We start from the raw sequence: 18,877 nt of genomic DNA on the forward strand, positions 1-18,877 counted from the left end.
AAGGCCGGGTCTCCTCGCGACGATTCGGCCTGAAGGAGGCTTTACGACAAGATGATTTCCTTGAAACGACGTAAATTCACGCCTGACCGGCAAACCCGAGCGGCGATCTGGTTCCTTCTGCCTTCGATGGTAACGCTTTGTTTGTTCGTCTTCTGGCCAATCGTCGATTCCTTCTGGCTTAGCTTTCGGCATTGGAATCTGATGGAGGCCGGCCGTGAATTCATCGGCTTTAACAACTACCGGGTGCTGATGCAAGACGAGCGCTTCTGGAATTCCGTGTACAATACCGTCTATTACACTTTTGGAACCGTGCCGCTTTGCATTGTGGCTTCTCTTGGACTTGCTTTGTTATGCAATGCGGCGTTGAGGGGATTGTCGGTATTTAAGGCGATCTATTTCTTGCCCGTCATTACTTCATTCGCGGTCATATCTATCGTCTGGGGTTTCTTGATGGATCCCGATATTGGTCTATTAACCTACTATTTGAACAAAATAGGGCTGAATATGCCGGATATGCTGAGGAGTACGACTTGGGCCATGCCCGCGGTCATCCTCGTTGCGATTTGGAAAAACGTCGGGTTTAACCTCGTTATCCTGCTTGCGGGTCTCCAAGGAATACCCGTTAGCTTATACGAGGCGGCTAAACTGGATGGAGCTAACGCTTTCCAACGATTTTGGAGCGTGACATTGCCGTCTTTACGCCATACGCTGCTGTTCGTGGTCATCATATCGGTCATTTCGTCCTTTCAGGTATTCGACCAAGTGTATGTCATGACGCGCGGCGGCCCCCTTAATACGACCGAAACAATCGTGTATTACATCTATCATCAAGGCTTTGAATTGCTGGATATGGGATATGCATCATCGATGGCTTGGCTATTGTTCATGGTCGTATTCCTGATCACTATCGTTCAACTGCGGTTGTTCCGCTTTGACCAGACCGATTAAGAGGAGGAATGCCTGCATGGCTGTATTATTGCGACGCGGCGCTCCTTACCTCGTTCTGGTATTGGCCGCCGCCGCTATCTTGTTTCCTTTCCTATGGATGATTCTAACTTCGCTTAAGCCCGAGACGGAAATCGTCCGTTTTCCGCCCAAGCTGTTTCCGGATCATTTCACGCTTGAATCCTATAAGAACATATGGAACCGAATCCCGTTCCTTACTTTATTCAAGAATAGCGTTATTTTCTCGGTCGGCGTTACCGTCGTATCGCTCGTGTTCGACTCCATGGCCGCGTTTGCTTTCGCACGGCTTCGTTTCCCTGGAAAAGATAAAGCGTTCGTGCTAATCTTGGTCGCGCTCATGATTCCCGTTCAGGTGACGATGATTCCGCTATTCCTCATGCTGAACGATTGGGGATGGATCGATACGTTTCTCGGCTTGATGGTTCCGCGCGCCACGAACGCTTTCGGTATTTTCATGCTGCGGCAATTTTTCATCGGACTCCCGAAGGAACTGGACGAATCGGCCCGCATGGATGGATGTTCGGAGCTTCGTCTGTATGCGCGTATTATTATCCCGTTGGCTAAGCCTGCTATCGCGAGTCTAGCGATATTCCATTTAATGTACAACTGGAACGACTTGATGTGGCCGCTTATCATTACGACTTCCAAAGAGATGAGAACGATTCCGGCGGGCCTGGCTCTGTTCATGGGACAGCATGTCGTGGAATACGGGGTTCTAACGGCCGGGGTCACCATTTCGATTGCGCCGCTCGTCATCGCTTTCTTGTGCGCGCAAACTTATTTCGTGCAAGGAATCGCTTTTACCGGATTAAAGGAGTAGCGCAATTGAACGAGAGAGAAAAGGAGAGAAACGACCATGTCGGCATCAGCGCCTTGGATTTGGGCCGTTGGCTTCGAAAATACGTTTATCGCTCAGACCGCTCGGGGCGAAAGGGTTCTCGACGAGTATGAGATTACGCAGCATTATCGTTTCTGGAGAGAAGATTTGGAACGTGTTCGCCAGACTGGAGCGACCATGATCCGTTACGGAATTCCGTGGTATAAGGTTGAGCCGGAATCGGGCGTTTACGATTGGGAGTGGACGGATGAAGTAATGGCTTATTTCGCCGAACATCGTGATCTGAAGCCCATCATAGATTTAATGCATTACGGTACGCCGTTATGGATGGATCGCGAATTCATGAATGCCGCATACCCCGAATACGTTGCCCGGTATGCAACGGCTTTCGCTCAAAGATACTCTTCCATCGTCGCCTACTATACTCCGCTGAACGAACCCTTCATCAATTCGGAATGGTGCGGTTGGTCCGGGACATGGCCTCCCTACTTAAAAGGGCATGATGGGTTTGTATCCATCATGAATCAGTTGTGCAAAGGGATTATCCGGACGGTAACGGGCATACGGGAAATTCAACCTGATTCAACGATGATACATGTGGAAGCCGCAAAAAAGTTCGTGGCTGCGGACGAGAGCCTCATCGAAGAGACGAAGTTATGGAACGAAATCCGTTATGTCATGTGGGAGCTTGTCCAAGGCAATGTGGAGGGAGATCACCCGCTGAGGAATTGGTTGATTCGCAATGGCGTTTCGGAAGCGGATCTATCTTGGTACCTTGAACATGCAATCGAGTTGGATGTTGTCGGAATTAATTTTTACCCGCAATTTTCCGTTAACGCCATCGATAAGGAGGTGGTCCGGCAGCAGAAAATTCCTCAACCCGTGCACGGCGGCAAACAAGATTTGGTGGAAATCGTCCGAGACATTAACGGCAAGTACGGAAAACCGGTATTTATTACGGAAACAAGCTATTGGGGCTCTGAAGAAGAGCGGATCGCTTGGCTGGAAGACGTTATCGATGCCGGTCGTCAATTAACGAGTGAAGGCATAGAGCTGGCAGGTATAACTTGGTTCCCATTTCTGGATATGGTGGATTGGCCCTATCGGACGAATGGGCTCCCCTTCCGGGACAACGTGGCGACGTTCGGGTTGTATACGCTGGAAGAGCAGCCCGATGGCACATTAGCCCGCAGAAAAAACGCCGTGTGCGACAGATTCGAACAGGAAGTGCAAGGCCGCTCGAAGATATGAAAGGAAAGGGAGTGTAATCGGATGAGATTGGTCAACGTAAGAAGCGTTCTTGTTTCTGCATTGATCTTCGTTCTATTGCTTACGATGTTCCCTATTAGACCCGCGCAGGCCGCGGGTCCTTCCATCTCTGTCGACGCATCCAAAGTTCAAGGAATTATCGACCCCAAAGTGACAGGGGGGATGTTCGAATGGGCTAACAACGAAATGAACGGCGTCTGGGCGGAGAGAGTATTGAATCGTTCCTTCGAGAATGAATCCGTATATGCTCGGAGAAGCCCGCTTTACGATGATTTCGATTTGGCCACCGTCGATGCGAGCCGGTGGACACCGGTGCTATTGGCGGGAACGGGTTCAGGTACGGCTGCCGTCTCGAACAGCAAGCTAACCCTTTCGGGAGCGGGCGCGACGGCCAGATTCGGCATGTTAAGCAACGATATCCCGAACACGGCTAGGAAAAGCACGACCATCGAAACGAAAGTGACCGCGATATCAGGAACGAATGCGCTCTTGAGCATCTACGGGGGAACGGGAGCAGGTGATTTCTCGCATTTCGTCGAGTACGGCATTGAAGGAGGGGTACTTAAAGTATTTACTTCAAGCGGCGTAGGCAACTGGACCGGCGGTGCGGTGAGCGCGCCCGGGACGTTATCGGTGCAGGTAACGCCGTATTACACGGGCGGACGCAAATTCCGCTTTTACTGGAACGGAAATCTCGTCTACAGCTTGACCGACATCAAGGACGTGCATGCTCCGGATTTCCGGCTTTTCCTCTATGGTTACGGGTCTTCGGTCACGAAGTGGGATTACGTGCGTGCAGACCCAGCATTTCAACGAACAGTTCGCTCCGCATTTCGAAGGTTTGGCCGGCGAATGGCAGATGGAACTGCTCGAAGGCTCGTCTTGGGGATCGTTCAGTTCCAGCAACAGCAATCTGACGATCAACGGGGCGGCGGGAAGCCGTTACGGGGCGATGTATCCAACCCTTGAAGAATCTGACCTATACGGTTACACGGTATCCTCGCGCTTAGTGAGTTACAGCGGAACGAACGCTTTAATGAATTTGTACTCAGGCAGCGGCAGGGGAGACTTCAGCAACTTTGTCGAGTTTGGAATCGAAGGCGGCGTTCTCAAGGTGTACACTTCCGATGCGGTCGGCAACTGGTCGGGACCCGCGGCCAGCACCCCTGCGCTGCTGACGATTGAAGCAGGACCGTATGGGCCCAGCGGAAGGACGATTTATTTTTACTATAACAACTCATTGGTTTATTCACTGAAAAATGATACGCATTTGCCGAACAAAGACTATCAGGTATTTCTCTACGGCTATGGCGCGTCTACCACGACGTGGGATTTTATGTCGCCTGAGCGCTGGGGGGATTGGCAGGAGGACGGGTATGCAGACCGAGCGGCCTATAGCATCGACTCAGTTAATGCTTACAACGGTCGCTATTCCGCGCGAATCGATCTGACTCAGCATACGAACGGGCGTAAAGGAATCAGCATTCCGGACATTGAAGTAACGGCCGGTCACCCTTATACTTTCAGCATTTGGTTGCGGCAAAATGCGATGACGGGACCGGTTACCGTTACGCTTGGACCTTCTATGGGCGATTCAGCTTCCTACGTGCCATATGCGACGGGTTCGATAACGGGAGTCACAGGCAATTGGGCAAAGTACACGCTCACTTTGACGCCGAATACGTCTAACCAGCAGGCAAAGCTATTCATTGGGTTCGGTGCGACGGGCACGTTGTGGCTCGATATGCCGTCGCTCATGCCGACTCATGCGTCCGAGGTATCCGACGGAGGATTCCGGACAGATTGGGTGAACGCTTTGGTGGATGCGAAGCCGAATATGCTCCGCTGGCCGGGAGGTATTATCGCCGACTGGCAGCATTGGCAGGATGGAGTAGGCTCCCGGGATAGCAGGCCGCCTATCTATTACGGGCAGTGGGACTCCGTATGGATGTCCAACGACGTAGGAACGGACGAATTTCTCAAATTTACGGCGAATCACGGGATCACCCCGTTCCTGAATGTGAACTATGGGACGGGAACGCCTACCGAGGCAGCTAACTGGGTGCAATACGCGAATGGCGCGACTTCGACAGCGTATGGAGCGCAGCGCGCTGCAAACGGGCACGCCATTCCGTATGCAGTGAAGTTCTGGGGTATCGGCAACGAAACTTGGGGCGCATGGACGCCGGGTTGGACGAGTGACCCGAATGTGTTTTCCTCGGGGTATACCGCTATTCAGACGGCCATGGCCGCGCAGGATCCGACGCTTAATTTCACGGCCGAGGGCGGCGACGGCAATAACAACAGCAATACTTGGAATCAGGTATTATTGCAGAACAATGCTTCTCGGATGAACAATCTGGCGATCCATTATTATTCGCCGCAGGGCTTGCCTCAAGGTTATTCGAGTCTTGACGTGTATCGCGCGTCGGTCGGTGCGCCCGTCACTTATGCGAGCCGGATGCTGGCGACGCAGAACACGGTGCTTAATGCGACGGACCGCAACATTAAGTTAGCGATCGAGGAGTACAACGCGATGTATTTCCACGATGATCAACGTAGGACTCGCAGCACGGAGGCTGCTTTGCAGGTAGCCGGTTTCTTGAATTCGATGGTAAGAAATCCGCATTTCGCGGATTTTAATCACTATTCCGAAGTGGCCAATTTCTGGGATGGCGGATCGATTCGTACGAGCGTTCGCGGCATGCTGGTTACCCCGGCCTATCATGTGCTGAAGATGTTCGGCAACTACCGGGGGCCCATATCCGTACAGACGTCGGTCAGCGGTTCGCCGACCTACAACGCTCCGGCGATGGGCAATTTACCAGCCGTTTCGGGTATTCCTATGCTGGACGCCGCGGCTACTAAATCCGCGGATGGAACTGAATTGTACATCTCCGTCGTTAACCGCGACGAAACAAACGCACAAGCCACGACGCTCAATTTAAGCAATACCGGAACGATTGGCGCAACGGCGACCGTTTATTCCGTCGGCGGAGGGGCGGGGTATTTGACTAAAAATACTTGGCAAAATCCGAACGCCGTTCCGCTCGCCACAAACACGATCAGCGGTGTAGGGAGCAGCTTTACCTATACGTTCCCGGCCCATTCCTACACTGTAATCAAGATTACCGTATCGGCAAGCGCCACGACGGTACCGTCCATCGTAGGGAAAGTCGTGAACGCTTCGGGCACGGGGCTTGCCGGAGCGACCGTTCAGGTGATTGGCGGAGGAAGCGCAATTACGAACAGCAGCGGCTACTATCTCATCCCGGTATCCGGTGCGGGAACCTATGACCTCACCGCTACTTTGACCGGTTATACGACAGGGCATAAGTATGCTGTAATCTCGGATGCAGGAGGAACAACCGCTTTACCGATTGTAATGAAGCCGTAACTTGAACAATTGGGTTGTCCCAGAAGGTCTTTAATGACCTGAGTGATAGCCCTTGTTTTTTGGTGGAACCTGTATTTACTACAGTTAATATTGGCTAAAAATGAGATATTCGCCAATCAACCTGCATTTCATACAGGTGTTCAGCCCAAATCGGCAAGAATGACTCGAACTTGCCGCAAACACCTGCAGCTTTTACATCTCAACGGTTCTAAAAACAGTTTTTGACGAAACAACCTGCGCTTTTTACAGTTTGTCCAGCAAATAAAATAGAGAGCTAATTGGGATTTTGAATCAAAATAAAACTAGAAACAAGATAATTACTTGTGAGACAGCCCCATTTACGACTAAAAGTAAGAAAGAGAGAAGCGAATGAACGCTTGCTCTCTTTCTTTGTTTTAACAATAACGAACGAGCAGTTCGATCGGATAGCGACCGGCATTGCGACCGTATAAGGCGAGACCGCCGGCTAACGCCGGGATATCTCCATCGACTTTAAGCCTTAAGGTGAAGCCGCCTGCCCTGACGATCGGCTTGATCAATCGGCTAGGTACAGTTACTTTGTGCAAGTAACCGTAAGAACCCGCTTCCTCAAGCTTCGTATCTTTGGGTTGGTAATGCCAGGATAATACGCCGCGGCTGTCCGCAGGGTCATCGGGAAGATTCAAGCTCTCAACCAAGTGGCCGTCTATCGAAACTTTTACAAGCGAAGGATGTTTGGACTCATCGGTCATATAGTAGGTGCTCGGGTTCAAATCCGGATCCGGCGTAACGCCGCTCATGAAATCGAGGTCGATCGCTTTCGCTTCCGAATTTTCCTTGTCCTTGCGCAAAACAACCTTGGCCCCTGCCTCGAAGAAGATCTCCATGTTGCCAAGCGAACTGACGAGAGCATCCGCAGGCAGCTTAATTTCGAATTCCACGAAGCCCTGCAACCCCCCGTTTACCTTATGATTATTCAAGGCATGCCAAGCATATGGCCACTCTTGACGGGCATAGTGGTTGACCGGTACCGACAACCATTTGCCTTCCAGGTCATAGATGCCGTTAGAATCATCGCTGCGCACGTCGAAAGTAATGAAGTTTCGCGTTATCGCATCTCCTTGGTCATTGCGCAACGTAACCGCGAACACGGCTACGGAATCGGTTGCGGGCATGTTCACCGTCACGTTATTCAATGCGGCGACGCCGTAGCCGTTCCATTCGATGGCTTGCGATCCTTGGTCGGCAACGGCTTTGCTTCCGAATCGATCGTGCCATAGCTCCCACTCCAATCGCAAAGTCTGGCCATGATAACGATCGGAGTAGCTGGAACGAAGCAAGGCGATTTCCAGCCGCTGCCCGACCTTCACCGTCTCGCACGGGGGCGCATCGATGACGATGAAATCAGGAGAGTGCAGGTCGGCGATCGACATTCCCGGCACGAAGGCGTCATAACCGAAATCCTTATCCGATCCGTCGATGCGGTAATAACCGTTATATTCGTTCACGACATCATGGAATTCCGTGAAGACGAATCCGCACATTTTGTCATGGCGGCGAAGCTCATTAATCATGTACCGGTATTGCCAAGCAATGTCGCTATCCCCCGCGCTGCCTTCGATTCCCCACACTGCGCCGCATTCGCTGTTCATGAGCGGGGCGTCGGTTTGTAAGTTGCCGCCAATGTAGTTGAAATCGGATCCCGGGAACGTTTTGTCGACGACTTCTTGGACATGGTCGCGCAGGATTTTGTATCCATTTTTATAGAAATGCCAAGTATTGAGGTCCGTTTCCACGTGATCCCAGTTGCATGGGGAGTTGTCTTCGATTATCCGGGTCGGATCTTCGGACTTCGCCCATCGGAATGTGTTGCGAACCCACTCCTGCGTCTCGGGGCGGAAGCTTCTTACTCCATCGCGCGTGGTGAATAAACCCCAAGTCTCGTTAAAAATAACCCAAGAAACGATAGACGGATGGTTGTAATCACGATTCAGAATTTCCCTCGCTTCCGCTTCATAAGCGGTTCGAGCCGCTTCATCCGGTTCTCCCCAGAAACAAGGCATGTCTTCCATGACCATAATGCCTAGTTTGTCGGCCCAATATAGCTTTCTCGGCTCTTCCGGCTTAATGTGGATCCTGACCAAGTTAAGTCCTAGCCTTTTTAAACGCCAGATCTCATCCTGAAGTTCCTCGTCGGAAGGAGCGGTGAAATGACCGACCGGATAAAACGCCTGATCCAATGTTCCGTTTAAGTAAACAGGTTTGCGGTTAAGCGTAATCCAGCGATAGCTCCTGTCGTCGAACAAAGCGGACCCGATTTCGCGAATTCCGAAATAGGTAGCGATCGTATCCGAGGAGCCGTTCGTCTTCAATGTAATCGTTCCTTCGTACAAGTGAGGATCCTCAGGACTCCAAAGCCTCGGCTGGAGAACTTGGAAAGACGTACTGAACTTATTGTCCCCCGCGTTCAATCGAAGTGCCGCCTCGTGTCGAACGCTTCCCCCGTCGAATTCGAAGATCAGAGTCGATTCCTCAACACCGCCCGACTGAATCGAGCCGGTAATCGCGATCGTGCCGTCCAGTTTCGTAACGATTCGAACGGAATCCACATAGTTGCAGGGGCGAACTTCCAGCCATACCGTTTGCCATATGCCACGAATTTCTCCGTAGCCTTGTTTGCCTCGTGTCTGATGTTCGGCATCCTGATCTTCCGCGCGGACGACCAGATGGTTGTCTCCATCCGCCTGCCAAGCTTCCGTAACGTCGAACGCGAATGCGCCATATCCTCCGGTATGCGTACCAACCTGCTGCCCATTGACCCATGCGGTACAGCTGTAATCGACAGCGCCAAAGTGAAGGAATAGCCGTTCTCCCGTTTTTATGTCGGCATACCGAACGTTTCGGCTATACCAAGCAATGCCTTTGCGATTGTCGCCTATTCCGGACAGCGGGCTAACCCAAGAAAAAGGGACAACGATCGTTTCGTTAAACGTCGATTGCTGCCTACCCTGCCATTGTTCATTAAGACCGAGATTGTCGGCGTCAAACCGAAAGCCCCACTCGCCGTTCAGATTCAACCAACTTGAACGCTGCCAATCCGGACGGGGATGCTCGGGTTTGGGTATCGTGGTCGTAGGTATAACGCTGCTTTGTGCGGAAGTCATCTGTACACATCCTTTTTTAAGTATAGGGAATTAATGATGTTTATTATAGTAATAATATAATATGTATTATGAATATTCAATACTGTTTGTAAAATGACTATGGCTGTTATAATAGAGCGATATAGACTTAGTTAAGGGGGAGAGTTATGGTGAGCGGTCAACTAGATAATGTGAAGAAAATTTCGAAAATGAACGTACAAGAGGTAGCCAAAGCTTTAGCGGGTGATTTGCGATTAAGAATTATCGAGGCGTTGGGCGAGCGCGAGATGAGCATTTCCCAATTGGCCGAAACGCTTGGCGTGGCCCAGCCGACCGTTACTATTAATGTGCAGATGCTTGAATCAGCAGGTCTTGTTGAATCAAAGCAAGGCATTAACAGGGAAAAAATATGCTTCAGAACGTATGATACGATTATTTTCGATCTGCCGATGAGGCCGGGTGAAGGGCTGCACGGTGCCGAGGAAATCCATATGGGAATCGGGATGTATACGGGGTGCAAGGTGGAATCTCCATGCGGCATACTCGGACCGGAAGAGATGATCGGTTGTCCGGATGATCCTAGAGTATTCTATGATCCTCAGCGCTGGGGGGCGGAGCTTCTGTGGTTCGGTGGCTCGGGGTACGTGGAATACCATTTTCCCAATCCGGTTCCTCCGGGTGTCGAATTGAAACAATTGCGTTTAAGCGCCGAGTTATGCTCCGAGGCTCCGGGCTTCGATATGGAATGGCCTTCCGACATCGGCTTGTGGATTAACGGCAACTTCATCGGAGAATGGACGAGCCCCAGCGATTTCGGCGATCGTCAAGGCGAGTTAACCCCTAGCCGCTGGCTGGGAATGACCCAATACGGGAAGCTGACGGAGTGGGAGGTCGACACGGAGAAGAGCAGCGTCAACGGTGTCCAATCTTCATCTGTATGCGTTGGCGACTTAGATTTGCATTTCAGTCGCCCTGTCATCGTTCGAATCGGCGTCCGGGAGGATGCTGCCAATGTTAGAGGACTTAACTTATTCGGAGAGCATTTCGGAGATTATCCGCAAGGGTTAAAGCTGACGTTCGTTCATCAAACTTAAATGGGAGCCGGTTGGCTCTTTTTTTTATCTGGAGACAGATCCTCCGAAATATCAGAATTGACTGCTTACGAAATAAAATTGACCATCCTTTTTAGCAGATTTCAATAAAATGAAGTAGAAATAAGAGGAGGATGGTAGACATGAACATCGGTTTAGTTGGGTGCGGGGCAATGGGAAGAGTATACGTCGATCGTTTGATAAGGATGAATGGAGTTCGGGTAACCGCAGTCTGCCATCCCGAGCGGGCGAAAGCAGCCGTTTTAGCTGAATTGCTGCAGGCAAGTATCTATGAATCCTACAGCGAAATGATCGCACGTCCGGATATCGATATCATCTGCGTGACTTTGCCGACTTATTTGCATAAGGAATATGTGCTGCAAGCTCTGGAAGCTGGAAAACATGTTATCTGTGAGAAACCGCTTACATTGACCGAAGAGGATTGCTGGGAATTAATAGAGACAAGCCGAGCAAAAGGTGTTAGGTTGTGTGTCGCTCATGTGGTTAGATTTTTTCCGGAATATAGAGATGCCCGCATGCGGTTGCGCTCAGGTGAAGTTGGGGCGGTCAAGTCCATGCGTACAACAAGAGCTAGTCTAATGCCGGCGGAGAACAGCTGGTTTCTGGATAAGCGAAAAAGCGGCGGCGTTGTGTTTGATCTTATGATTCATGATATCGATTATGTGTTGTGGCTTCTTGGAGATCAAATCACGAACATAAGAGCGGAAATTATAGCTCGCGAGGGAGTGGAGCAAGCGTTGGCATGGCTCTATTACGCTGACGGAACTATAGTTAGTTTAGAGGCTGTTTGGGGCGCGTCCAACTTTCATGCCGGGTTTGATATTACGGGAGATCAGGGGGTTCTTAGTTTCGGCAGTATCAAAGAGGACATTGAGAGCGACAATAAGGCGGTTCATGAGAATTCATCGGATCGAGGTGTCATTATACCTGAAGCTTCAGAGCTTGAAGACCCCTATTATTGTCAGTTGTCGAGTTTTATCGAAGCAATCGAAACGAACGGTCCGCTCCCTATTACGGCGGAAGAAGCTTGTTCGGCCATCACAATAGCGAATCGGATTTTAGAGTGCATCAAAACTTAATCCTTTGAAGTATCGGACAGAGGGGGTAAGGTTGCCGACTCCCTCATGTACTTCAAACGGTATTCACGGGGCGATAGTCCTTCGATTTTCACGAATACCCGGGAAAAGGTGCGGAAGGATTGAAAGCCTGTTTCCAAGGCGACATCAAGAATAGACATGCTCGTGTTCAGAAGCAGACCGGTTGCTCTCCTGATCCGAAGGCTGTGCAAATAATGAAGGAAAGTCGTTCCCATTACTTCCTTGAACGAAAGACTAATGGCCGATACGCTGGCATCGAATTGGCTGGAGAGCATTTCAAGGGATAAGTCGTTGATATAGTGGGTGTTCACGTATTGAATGACATTCCATATCAGCTTTTTAGTACGATAATTGGAACTGGACGGAGTGAGATTATTGCTTCTCTGCTGAGCGCGGAAATAGATAATCAGAGCTTCAATTAGCTTGCTGCGAATATACGAATTTTTAGCCAGCTTGTCGTCTAGGTATTCTAACCGCATTTTTCCAAGGCAGTCTTTCATTTCGGCGTAAGGTTGAGGATCGAGATCTACATAGGATGTAGATCCGTCATTCGTGCCCAGAATGATCGTGCCGAAATCCGCCTCCATTGTTGATCCGAACAGCAGGCTTATATCGAACATGCAGCAGATCACTTCTACACCCGCATCATCGCAAAATATTTCGTGCATATCATGGGGGCGTAAAAAAGTGACTGTTCCCGGTTGAAGCTTATGCGGACTCCCATTAATGAATTCGGTCCCGGTTCCGCTAACGACGAGGGCAAGTTCGAGCACATCATGGTGGTGCAAAGCGTAATGCTTATGGAGCGTATGCGTTGTAACTACGCAGGAAAACTTGCGGCTCACGGCTCCAGATAAAGATAAAACATCTTCATATTCCGGAAACATAACCATGTTGATTTACCCCGCTTTCTTCTCTGTTTTCTTTCTATTGACCGGGTAAATAAAAAAAATGACCGAATTCTTAATGGAATGTATTATAACATAGAAATCGGAAGGTGTGATCCTGTGGAGCTTCAATTGAGTGTCGGTACAGCCAAAATCGACATCACCCCGCCATTCGCTTTACCGCTCGCGGGCTTTGCCAGCCGGGAAAATCGAAAGTTCGAGACCATCGATAGCCGCTTGTACGTACGAACGTTTTATTTTCAACAGCACACTGCGGATGGTTCGAAGCTACAGGCGCTGCTTGTGTCTGCCGATATTTTGTTCTGGTCGGAAGAGCTGACTGATCAGTTGCGCAGGCGCATTGAGCGACAGTGGGGAATCGCGGTAGACGCCATTATTCTACATGCTACTCATACGCACTCTGGTCCGTCCATTTCAATGCGAACAGTTGGACTAGGAGATCCTGATCTGGATTACCTTATTTTTTTGGAGCAGGCAGTAATCCAGAGTGTGGATCAGGCAGTAGCCGATGCCGAGCCTGTGAGCATACAGATGGGAAAAGGAGTATCCAGAATCAGCGTAAATCGCAGGAAATGGGTTGGGAACCAAATGATGTTGGCCCCAAACGCCGATGGACTGACCGATCCTGAACTAAGGGTATACGTCTTTACGACTTCCGCAGGGAAGAAGAAGGGCGTGCTTACCCATTACGCTTGCCATCCCACGCTATCGGATCGCAATTCGGTATCCTCTGAATTTTGCGGTTACGCGATGGAAAGGCTGGAGAGCCGTCACGACCCTTTGACGGTGTGCGCTTATATACAAGGATGCTGCGGCGATATTGATCCCGTTAGGCCGGAAGTTGTCGAAAGCAACCAGGATGTCATTTCCATCGTAGGACAAAGATTTGCCGACGATGTGGATGCGATCCTATCCGGAGAGCTTGAACGGCTGGAACCGACTATATTGGCTGGCAGGCGGTCGATTGCAGGACTTCCCTTTGCAGGAATACCTGCGCAAGCCCGATTTGAAATAACCAAGCTAACTATAGCCGACGGGTTAACATTTATAGCTATGAATGGCGAGATGGTCGTGGAATACGGCTTGTTCTTGAAAAGCCGCTCCCCTGGCTTGATCCCTCTGGCTTATAGCAATGGAATGATCGGGTATATTACAACCGCCATACAGCTGCAGGAAGGCGGATATGAACCGATCGAATCCGTCACTTATTTCGGCCTTCCTGGTCCCTTCGACCCTGCTGTTGAGGCGGAGGTGAAAAACCAACTTATGGCTATAATCGACGAACAAACCTAGGAGGAGTAATAGCATGCAGAAGTCAAGATTAGCGGTAGACGGTGGGAGTCCGATAAGAACGCACCCATTTCCCGAGTGGCCGATCTTCGGAGAATTAGAAGAGAAGCTTATGTTGGAGGCCGTCAGATCGGGGAACTGGGGAGGTGTGAATCCGGATAAAATCAAATCATTCGAGGAAAAGTTTGCTCGTCTGCATGATGCGAAATACGCTATAACAGTCAACAATGGCACAGTTGCCATAAGCATTGCCTTACTAGCTGCAGGCGTAGATGCTGGCGATGAGGTCATCATGCCCCCCTATACGTTCATTGCTACCGCTACAGCTGCATTATTGATCGGCGCAATTCCGGTTTTTGCGGATGTAGATGAGTCGATGCTGATCGATCCGGATAGGGTTGAAGCGGCGATCACTCCAGCTACGAAGGCGATTATCGCTGTTCATATTGCCGGCGCACCGGCCAACATGACCCGGTTACGACAAATTGCGAAGACATATAAACTAATTCTAATAGAAGATGCCGCACAGGCGGTAGCCGCCAAATGGGAAGACCAAGGGGTAGGAGCTCTAGGCGATCTGGGTACCTTCAGTCTCCAATCTAGTAAAAATCTCAATAGCGGTGAAGGCGGAGTCATTGTGAGCAACGATGAGGAATTGGCCGATCATGTCTGGTCGATTCATAACTGCGGTCGTGTTCGCAACGGAAAATGGTATCAGCACGAGCGTATTGGCTGGAACTTCAGGTTCAGTGAGGTACAGGCTGCACTAGCGCTTGCGCAGATGAGCCGACTAGAGGAACAGATGGAAATCCGCCAGCGCAGCGCAAATGATCTGAATGGGCTATTGCAAGGAATCGAAGGAATTCATCCCGTAAAGTATGATAGCAGAATTACGAAACATGCAAACCACCTTTATATGTTCAAGCTGGATAGAGACGTTACAGACAGCATTGTTAAAGAGGATTTTATCCGCAAGTTGAATGCGGAGGGGATACCGGTTACGGCAGGTTATGTCCCGCTGAACAAGAATACCGCCGTTATCGATCGAACTCGCAAGCTGATTGGAGAAGATAGGTTATACAGTTGTCCTGTGGCGGAAAGAGCTTCCGAGCATGAGTTGCTCTGGCTGCACCAGAACGTTCTTCTTGGATCTGAGAGAGACATGGAAGATATTGCAAACGGCATCAACAAAGTAATTCAATCCTATTTGTAGAATAGTAGATCTACAAATGAGTATGGCTATGCAGTATCCATTTCGGTTTCAGGGGATTGGCCAAATGCTTGCAGGATCGCGACCTCAGGCAGATGACCGCCTTGCAAACATATATCGTGAACAACACTAGACGAGAGGGGTATTACTAAATGAGGAGAATTTTGGTTATCTTCATCGCACTCGCACTTATTCTATCCGCGTGTTCTAGCAATGAGAATAAAGGTAAGGAGAGCAGTCCGAATAGTGAAGGAAACTCAAGCACTGAAAGCAATAATGTAAGCGGAACCAATAGCCCGGATTCGGGTAACAAATCCATTAAGGTACTGCTATCCCATGCAGAAGCGGAATATGCCAAAACTTTAAAAGCAGACGATCCTTATATCAAAGAGTTAAACAAGCTATCAGGTTATAATCTCAGTTTTGAATTTCTGGGACATTCCGACTACGATCAACAGCTCTCCCTGCGTTTTGTTTCCGGAGATTTGGCCGATTTGATCCGGACGCCAAGCATCGATTCCACGATTCACAAGGATGCGGTTGAACAGGGCATCTTCAGAGAATTAGGTCCCTTGATTGATCAGTACGGTCCAAACCTTAAAAAACGCATTCCCGAAACCGCATGGAACAGTCCACGAGTTCAGAAGGACGGGAAAATTTACGGTATTCCGGTTCTTGTCGGGACGGCAAACGACAGAATCGGTTTTATCCGCCAGGATTGGCTCGACAAGTTGGGCCTGAAGCAACCGGAAACGATTGATGATTGGCTTAACTATTTCGAGCAGGTTAAGGTTCAGGACGTGAACGGCAACGGTGATCCGAACGACGAATACGGCTATACGATGTTTGAAGGATTGGGTTGGAGCTCGATGTTCTTCGGATCGTTCGGCGTCGATCCCGGAACTTGGCACATGCAGGATGGCAAGCTGATTCCTGATATGATCAGCCCCAAGATGAAGGAAGCAATCGCATTTTATAAGATGCTATATGAGAAAGGTTATGTCAATCGTGATTTGTTCACGAAGAAGGAGGCAGACTTCCGCGCCGATATCTATAATGGCAAGTCGGGAAGCTTTGCTGCCGCCGTCTATCAATACACACCAGACTTCAGTGCAGCCAATGCGCCGAAGAAATTCGTCAACGAACCGGACAAGGTTAATATCTCGATGATTGCTCCACCGACGGGACCAAGGGGCGAAAGAGGTTTGGGACCCGTGTCCGACGGCATTTATTTCGTGTGGGTGATTCCAGAAACGGTTAAGAACCCCGAAGAAATCATCAAGTATCTCGATTGGGCATGGAGCTCCCCGGAAGCAGACAAGTTTTTCGCCTATGGAATTGAGGGCTCCAACTTTACCGATGTAGGCGGGGAAATCAAATATGATGTATCGGCTCCCGTTAACGCTGAGAAAAATGCGTTCCAAATGTTCCAACTGTCCATCAATCCCCGTGAAATCGGGTTTAACAACGATCTGGTATTAAAAACGTTGCCGGAATCGGAAAAGATTATTGCAGGCTATAAGCTCTCGGCGGATATTGCAATGCCGCATGATAGTCTGTATATGCCGCCGCTTGTCACCTTCCAGAACAACCCGGAAATATCTACATGGGGAACGATGTTCGTCGAGATGTTCTCCAAGATCATGACGGGAAATCAACCGATTGATGCCTTCGACAAATTTGTTGCGGACTGGAATAAACGCGGCGGAGATAAAGCAATTGATGAAGCAACGCAGTGGTATAATGCGTTCCATAAATAACGTTAATTGTGGATTGCGCTGCATGCAGAATGCATACAGCGCAATTCGCGAATGAGCAATAAAGCTGGTAAAGCTGGTAAACCTGGTTGGCCATCCACAAGAATCGGCAGGTGATGTTATGAATAGGCGATTGGTGTTACGCGACAAATGGGTCCTCCTCTTGTTTGCTTTGCCCGGATTGCTCTATTTTTTACTATTCAAATACGTTCCATTACTCGGCAATGTCATAGCCTTTCAGGACTATAACATCTTCAAAGGGATTTTACGCAGCCCGTGGGTGGGTTTCGCTCAATTCGAGCGGATGTTCGGGTTCGATGATTTTTATGAAGTGTTTCGCAATTCGGTGAAACTCGGCTTTTATTCGCTGTTGTTCGGCTTCCCTGCACCGATCATTTTGGCATTGCTGTTGAATGAGCTGAAATCGATGTGGTTCAAGAGAATCGTGCAAACCGTTGTCTACATGCCTCACTTCCTGTCGTGGGTTATCGTTGGCTCCATCTTCATCAATCTGCTCTCTTACGAAGGCATCGTTAATACGATAGCCAGTAAGATTGGTCTGGCGAAGGTTGACTATGTGACGCAAGGAAACACATTTATTGCCGTACTGATTTCTACGGGGATCTGGAAAGAAGTCGGATGGGGCACCATTCTCTATCTGGCGGCACTATCCGGAATTAATCCGAATCTCTACGAGGCTGCCATGGTAGACGGCGCCGGCAGATGGAGGCAAATGTGGAGCATTACGTTGCCCTATTTGATGCCGACTATGGTTGTCGTTCTGCTTCTCTCGATCGGGCATATTCTGGACGCGAATGTGGAGCAGGTGCTGATTTTCCTGAATCCGCTAGTTAGGGATGTGGGAGAGGTATTCGATACGTATGTCTATACTTTCGGTTTGGTAGGCGGACAGTACAGCTATACGACGGCAATTGCCCTGTTCAAAGCCGCGGTGGGCATCGTACTCGTATTCGGGCTGAATGCGATCAGTCGTAGAACAACCGGAGAGAGCCTTTACTAACATCGGAGGTGGAGACGTGCGTAAACCTATCGCTTTACAAGCCTTTTTGGCTACCATTTTGACGGCTCTAAGCCTGATCATGCTGGCTCCGTTAATTCACATCCTGTCGGTTTCCTTGAGTTCTCCGCTCTATGCGCAGGCCAAGCTAGTGTATTTCTGGCCGAAGGGACTGCAGTTTGCCGTCTACAAAAAAATAATATCGATGGATGAAATGTGGAGGGCGATGGGCGTCAGTGTCTACATTACCGTTATCGGTACGCTCATTACATTGGCGCTCACGTCCATGATGGCTTTCGCGCTCTCAAGAACGACCATGCCGGGACGAACGTGGATCATGCGGCTCATCGTGCTTACTTTTATTTTACCCGCACCGCTTATACCGGGATTTCTACTTGTCAAATCCCTTCACATGCTCGATACGCTCTGGTCATTGATGATACCCGGAGCAACAAGCGCGTTTTACGTGATCATTATGCGAACCTTTTTCCGGAATGTATCCGGAGAACTGTTCGATGCGGCGAAGATGGACGGCTGCAGCGAGGCGGGTATCTATTTCCGCATCGTGCTGCCTTTATCGACGGCCGTTATTGCTACCATCGGTCTATTTCATGCCGTTTATCAATGGAACACTTACTTTTCCGCACTCATTTTCATAAGGGACAAGACGCTCTATCCTTTGCAGGTGCTGTTGCAAAATCTGGTCGCCAAGAAGGGGCTGAACAACTTCATGGGGGAGGTGCAGTTCGAACTAAATATGCCTGTTACGCCGGAAATGATGAGCGCAGGCATTATTATCTTTGCCACGGTCCCGATTCTGATCGTCTACCCGTTCCTGCAAAGATATTTTGTCAAAGGCGCAATGCTAGGCTCACTTAAAGAATAATAAAAGG

At 49.7% G+C, this 18,877-nt stretch carries 14 protein-coding genes; 12 read left to right on the plus strand and 2 right to left on the minus strand.

Features of this window, described 5'->3' with window-relative positions:
* The first annotated feature begins 51 nt into the window (after positions 1-51).
* The 5 genes from K7P76_RS03260 to K7P76_RS03280 all read left to right on the plus strand — a co-directional run bounded on the left by K7P76_RS03260 (position 52) and on the right by K7P76_RS03280 (position 6,470).
* Positions 52-948, plus strand: coding sequence for a carbohydrate ABC transporter permease (locus tag K7P76_RS03260; RefSeq protein ID WP_232183338.1), 897 nt, complete (start codon positions 52-54; stop codon positions 946-948).
* A gap of 16 nt (positions 949-964) precedes the next feature.
* The gene (locus K7P76_RS03265) at positions 965-1,786 is read left to right on the plus strand and encodes a carbohydrate ABC transporter permease (protein WP_232183348.1); all 822 of its coding nucleotides are present in this window, start codon (positions 965-967) and stop codon (positions 1,784-1,786) included.
* A 36-nt stretch (positions 1,787-1,822) separates the two neighbouring features.
* Positions 1,823-3,055, plus strand: coding sequence for a family 1 glycosylhydrolase (locus K7P76_RS03270; protein WP_232183350.1), 1,233 nt, complete (start codon positions 1,823-1,825; stop codon positions 3,053-3,055).
* Between the two features lie 21 nt (positions 3,056-3,076).
* Positions 3,077-4,042: a hypothetical protein gene (locus tag K7P76_RS03275; RefSeq protein WP_232183351.1), complete on the plus strand. Its 966-nt coding sequence runs from the start codon at positions 3,077-3,079 to the stop codon at positions 4,040-4,042.
* A 367-nt stretch (positions 4,043-4,409) separates the two neighbouring features.
* Positions 4,410-6,470, plus strand: coding sequence for an alpha-L-arabinofuranosidase family protein (locus K7P76_RS03280; RefSeq protein ID WP_232183436.1), 2,061 nt, complete (start codon positions 4,410-4,412; stop codon positions 6,468-6,470).
* Between the two features lie 395 nt (positions 6,471-6,865).
* On the opposite strand, the gene K7P76_RS03285 is transcribed toward K7P76_RS03280, so the two are convergent.
* Complete coding sequence (locus K7P76_RS03285) at positions 6,866-9,613, minus strand: glycoside hydrolase family 2 protein (protein ID WP_232183352.1); 2,748 nt, start codon at positions 9,611-9,613, stop codon at positions 6,866-6,868.
* 146 nt (positions 9,614-9,759) lie between these two features.
* On the opposite strand from K7P76_RS03285, the gene K7P76_RS03290 reads away from it, so the two are divergent.
* Both K7P76_RS03290 and K7P76_RS03295 read left to right on the plus strand, forming a co-directional pair.
* Positions 9,760-10,686 carry an ArsR/SmtB family transcription factor gene (locus K7P76_RS03290; RefSeq protein ID WP_232183353.1) on the plus strand — a complete coding sequence of 309 codons (927 nt, stop codon included), beginning with the start codon at positions 9,760-9,762 and terminating at the stop codon, positions 10,684-10,686.
* A gap of 140 nt (positions 10,687-10,826) precedes the next feature.
* Positions 10,827-11,783 (plus strand): Gfo/Idh/MocA family protein, encoded by a 957-nt coding sequence (locus K7P76_RS03295; RefSeq protein ID WP_232183354.1) that lies wholly within the window; start codon positions 10,827-10,829, stop codon positions 11,781-11,783.
* On the opposite strand, the gene K7P76_RS03300 is transcribed toward K7P76_RS03295, so the two are convergent.
* A complete protein-coding gene (locus K7P76_RS03300) occupies positions 11,780-12,694 on the minus strand; it encodes an AraC family transcriptional regulator (RefSeq protein ID WP_232183355.1) in 915 nt (304 codons plus the stop codon). The genes K7P76_RS03295 and K7P76_RS03300 overlap by 4 nt on opposite strands.
* A 114-nt stretch (positions 12,695-12,808) precedes the next feature.
* On the opposite strand from K7P76_RS03300, the gene K7P76_RS03305 reads away from it, so the two are divergent.
* From K7P76_RS03305 to K7P76_RS03325, 5 genes are all read left to right on the plus strand, one after another.
* Positions 12,809-14,002 carry a neutral/alkaline non-lysosomal ceramidase N-terminal domain-containing protein gene (locus tag K7P76_RS03305; RefSeq protein ID WP_232183356.1) on the plus strand — a complete coding sequence of 398 codons (1,194 nt, stop codon included), beginning with the start codon at positions 12,809-12,811 and terminating at the stop codon, positions 14,000-14,002.
* Between the two features lie 13 nt (positions 14,003-14,015).
* Entirely contained in the window at positions 14,016-15,212 is a 1,197-nt protein-coding gene (locus K7P76_RS03310) for a DegT/DnrJ/EryC1/StrS family aminotransferase (RefSeq protein WP_232183357.1), read from the plus strand.
* A gap of 149 nt (positions 15,213-15,361) precedes the next feature.
* Positions 15,362-16,969, plus strand: a complete 1,608-nt coding sequence (locus K7P76_RS03315) for an extracellular solute-binding protein (RefSeq protein WP_232183358.1) — start codon at positions 15,362-15,364, stop codon at positions 16,967-16,969.
* A 118-nt stretch (positions 16,970-17,087) separates the two neighbouring features.
* A complete protein-coding gene (locus tag K7P76_RS03320) occupies positions 17,088-17,987 on the plus strand; it encodes an ABC transporter permease (protein ID WP_232183359.1) in 900 nt (299 codons plus the stop codon).
* 16 nt (positions 17,988-18,003) lie between these two features.
* Positions 18,004-18,870: a carbohydrate ABC transporter permease gene (locus K7P76_RS03325; RefSeq protein WP_232183360.1), complete on the plus strand. Its 867-nt coding sequence runs from the start codon at positions 18,004-18,006 to the stop codon at positions 18,868-18,870.
* Positions 18,871-18,877 lie beyond the last annotated feature (7 nt).

The organism is Cohnella silvisoli (genome assembly GCF_021190915.1).
GTDB lineage: Bacteria > Bacillota > Bacilli > Paenibacillales > Paenibacillaceae > Cohnella > Cohnella silvisoli.